Annotated in this window: 4 protein-coding genes; 1 reads left to right on the top strand and 3 read right to left on the bottom strand. The window is 68.2% G+C overall.

What is annotated here, in order from left to right:
* Nucleotides 1-69: 69 nt before the first annotated feature.
* From xerD to queG, 3 genes are all read right to left on the bottom strand, one after another.
* The gene (gene xerD / locus VMJ11_RS05235) at nt 70-1,059 is read right to left on the bottom strand and encodes a site-specific tyrosine recombinase XerD (RefSeq protein WP_325617633.1); all 990 of its coding nucleotides are present in this window, start codon (nt 1,057-1,059) and stop codon (nt 70-72) included.
* 8 nt (nt 1,060-1,067) lie between these two features.
* Nucleotides 1,068-1,541: a methylated-DNA--[protein]-cysteine S-methyltransferase gene (locus VMJ11_RS05230; RefSeq protein WP_325617635.1), complete on the bottom strand. Its 474-nt coding sequence runs from the start codon at nt 1,539-1,541 to the stop codon at nt 1,068-1,070.
* A 134-nt stretch (nt 1,542-1,675) separates the two neighbouring features.
* A complete protein-coding gene (gene queG, locus VMJ11_RS34405) occupies nt 1,676-3,064 on the bottom strand; it encodes a tRNA epoxyqueuosine(34) reductase QueG (RefSeq protein ID WP_414694305.1) in 1,389 nt (462 codons plus the stop codon).
* Nucleotides 3,065-3,219: 155 nt separating this feature from the next.
* On the opposite strand from queG, the gene tsaE reads away from it, so the two are divergent.
* Nucleotides 3,220-3,690, top strand: a 471-nt coding sequence (gene tsaE, locus VMJ11_RS05215; RefSeq protein WP_325617631.1) for a tRNA (adenosine(37)-N6)-threonylcarbamoyltransferase complex ATPase subunit type 1 TsaE, incomplete at its 3' end; no start/stop codon positions are given.

Here is a 3,690-nt window from a genome sequence, read left to right as displayed (position 1 = left end):
CGCGACATTTTAATCGCCCACTGCGTTCGCTGTGCCCGCGCACGAGTAACGAGCAGAGGCCGCGCCGCCCTAGCCGCGCGGATGATGCTTCGCGTGCAGCAGCCGCAGCCGCTCACGGGCGACGTGCGTATAGATCTGCGTCGTGGAGATGTCGCTGTGGCCGAGCAAAAGCTGCACGACGCGCAGGTCGGCACCGTGGTTGAGCAGGTGCGTGGCGAACGCGTGGCGCATGGTGTGCGGCGAGAGCGGCGCATGCACGCCGGCGGCCGCCGCGTGACGCTTGATGATGTGCCAGAACTGCTGGCGCGTCATGCCTTCGGCGCGCGCGGTCACGAAGAGGGCGTCGGCCGTGCGCGCGCCGAGCAGCGCGGGCCGCGACTCGCGCAGGTAACGCTCGATCCACGCATGCGCCTCCTCGCCGAACGGAATCAGCCGTTCCTTCGAACCCTTGCCGAGCACGCGCACGACGCCTTCGTTCAAACCGACCTCGACGGTCTTGAGCGTGACGAGCTCCGTCACGCGCAGGCCGCTCGCGTACATCAGCTCGAGCATCGTGCGATCGCGCAGCCCCAGTGGTGTGGCGACGTCGGGCGCGCCGAGCAGCGCCTCGACCTGGGCCTCGCTCAACGTGGAAGGAAAGCGCGGCGGCTGCCTGGCCGATCGGATGCGTACGGTCGGGTCCGACTGCACGCGCTGCTCGCGCAGCGCCCATCCGTAGTAGCGCCGGAACACCGAAAGGCGCCGGTTCGCCGAAGTCGACTTGTCATCCTTGCGCCGCGCGCTATAGGCGAGCAGGTCGTCCTCGTGGGTCGTGTCGAGCGTGTTGGCGCTCTCGCTCGCAAGCCATTGCGCGAAGAGGCGCAGGTCACGCCGGTACGCTTCGAGCGTGTTACGCGACAGACCGTGCTCGAGCCACATGGCGTCACAGAACGTGTCGATGGCGCTCAGGCTCGACGCCAGCGCTTCGGACGCGGCAGCATCGAGCGGCGCAGCGTCGTTGTCCTTTTCGTCGGTGAGTCCGGCCAGCGCGGATTCGTTTGTCGTGGTCGTGGTCGTCATCGATTTCGTTATCGGATATTCACGCCTTCGTGTGCGAGGAGCCAGCGCTTCACGTCGCGAAAGAAGCCCTCGCCGCCGTGATGCGCGAAACCGCCGATGCCGCTCGCCGACACCACGCGATGGCACGGAATCACGATCGGCAGATAGTTCGACCCGCACGCCTGGCCCACGGCGCGCGCACTGATGCTGCCAATGCGCTTCGCAAGCTCGCCATAGGTCAGCACGCATCCCCTCTCGATCGCGCTGATGCCGGCCCACACGCGCCGCTGGAACGGCGTGCCGGGGGATGCGAGCGGCAGATCGAAGCCGGCGTCGGCGTGTTCGAAATACCGTTGGATCTGCGTGGCCGCACGCGCGGCGAGCTCGCAATCCGGCTCGACGCTCGCCGTGTGCGCGCCCAGATAGACGATCTCGCGCACCGCGCCGCCGCCGGTGCGGATGCCGACCTTGCCGAACGGCGCGTCGATCACTGCGTTGAACACGGTTGCCTCCCTCGTACGCGAACGCTGCTCGCCATGGTGCCGCGTCGCGCGCGCAATTTCCAGCGCATCGCCGGTCGTTCTCTCGTTCATGTTCGCCTCCGCCGCTTTTCGCGCGTTTGCTGGATCGTGTGATTTCAGGCCGCCTCGAGCGCCCAGAGCACGTGCTCGCGCACGAGCGCCGACGCGTCGTGCTCACGCGCGCGCAACGCCTGCACGATGGCGTCTCGCGCGCCATTGTCGTCGCGCGCGCCTTGCCGCGTCGCGCGCAGCGCATTGCCCATCGCCACCGCGATGTTGCGCGACCAGCGCTCGTAGCCGATGCGCCGGATCGCGCTGCCCTGCATGCGCTCGTCGAACTGCGCCGCGCTCCAGCCGAACAGGTCGACGAGGCTCGCGCGATCTAGCCCGTGGCGCACGTCGAAGTCCGCGACCGGCGCGGCCTGGGCAAACTTGTTCCACGGACAGACGAGCTGGCAGTCGTCGCAGCCATACACACGATTGCCGATCAGTTCACGCAGTTCCAGGGGAATACTGCCCTTGAGTTCGATCGTCAGATACGAGATGCAGCGGCGCGCATCGACGCGATACGGCCCGGTGATCGCGCCCGTCGGGCATGCGCCGATGCAGCGCGTGCAATTGCCGCAATGCGCGCCGGGGGTCTCGGGCGCGGCGCTCGCGGGGTCGTCGGCGTCGGTGGGCAGCGGCACGTCCACATAGATTTCGCCAAGGAAGAAGAGCGAACCGGCGTCGCGCTGCAGGAGCAGCGTGTGCTTGCCGCGCCAGCCTACGCCCGCCTTCTGCGCAAGCTCGACTTCGAGCACGGGCGCGGAGTCGGTGAACACGCGATAGCCGAACTCGCCGATCTCGGCCTCGATGCGCTCCGCAAGCTGCTGCAAGCGCGCGCGCAGCACCTTGTGATAGTCGCGGCCGCGCGCGTAGATGGACACGACCGCCGCATGCGGGTCGGCAAGGCGCGCGTGCTCGCGCAGGCGCCAGTCGGCAGCGTTGCTTACGACGGCAACGTTCGTGCCAGCGCGCTTGCTGCTGTCGGTGGCAACATCGGCGGCAATTTCGCTGGCAACTCCGCCGGCTCCTTCGCTGGCAACTTCGGCAACACCTTCGCTGGCAACTCCGGCAGCACCTTCGCCGGCAACTCGGGCGGCACCTTCGCTGGCACCTTCGCCAGCACCTCTGCGGGCGACTTCGCCACCACCTTGCGACGCACTTTCGTGCGCCTTTCCGCTCGCATCCGGCGCAAGCGTGGAGACGGGCAGATAGGCCATGCGTGCGGTGATCACGCGTCGCGTGCCGGCCACAAGCTCGGCGGGCCGCGCGCGTTTCATCTCATGTTTGGCCATATAATCCATCTCGCCGTGGCAGCCTGCTTCGAGCCACGCGGCGAGGCCCGCCTCGGCATGGCAAAGATCGGTGTCGCTGATGCCGATCGCACCGAACCCCAGCTCGCGCCCCCACGTCCGTATGCGCGCCGCGAGCGCGGCGAGCGCCGCCTCATCGAGCGGCATCGGCGGCTCCCGTCGAGGCGCACGCGAATCTAGTGGCACATGCGCTCCCTCAGCCGGCTGAGCGGACGAAGGAGCGAGCGCCTCGGAAGACGCGCGCGCATCCTGCGCGAAGTTGGACGGGGAAAGCGTGGGTTTCATCACGTCATTTTACGAGAATGCCCGACACGCCCGGTCACGACCACGCGCCTCTTCCGCTCGATCCGTCAGCCGAGGTTCGCCTCCAGCGCCGATTCGATCTCGCAGACGCAGCCGCCACCGACGCCTTCGGCGCGCGCTTCGCGCACGCGCTCGAATCGCTGCGCGCAAGCGGCGCGCAGCAACACGGCGCACCGCCCTTTCATGGCCTGCACGTGCAACTGCACGGCGACCTCGGCGCGGGCAAGACCTCGCTCGTGCGCGCCACGTTGCGTGCGCTCGGCCACGCGGGCCGTGTGCGCAGCCCGACCTACACGCTCGTCGAACCCTATACGGTGCCGGCCCGCGATGAGGGGCACGGGGAACTCCAGCTCTATCACTTCGATCTGTACCGTTTCAGCGATCCGGCCGAATGGGCCGACTCGGGCTTTCGCGAATACTTCGCGCAAGATGCGGTGTGCCTCGTCGAATGGCCGCAACGCGCGGGCGGC

The organism is Paraburkholderia sp. (genome assembly GCF_035501035.1).
GTDB lineage: Bacteria > Pseudomonadota > Gammaproteobacteria > Burkholderiales > Burkholderiaceae > Paraburkholderia.
This window is presented reverse-complemented; position numbering and strand designations above follow the sequence as displayed.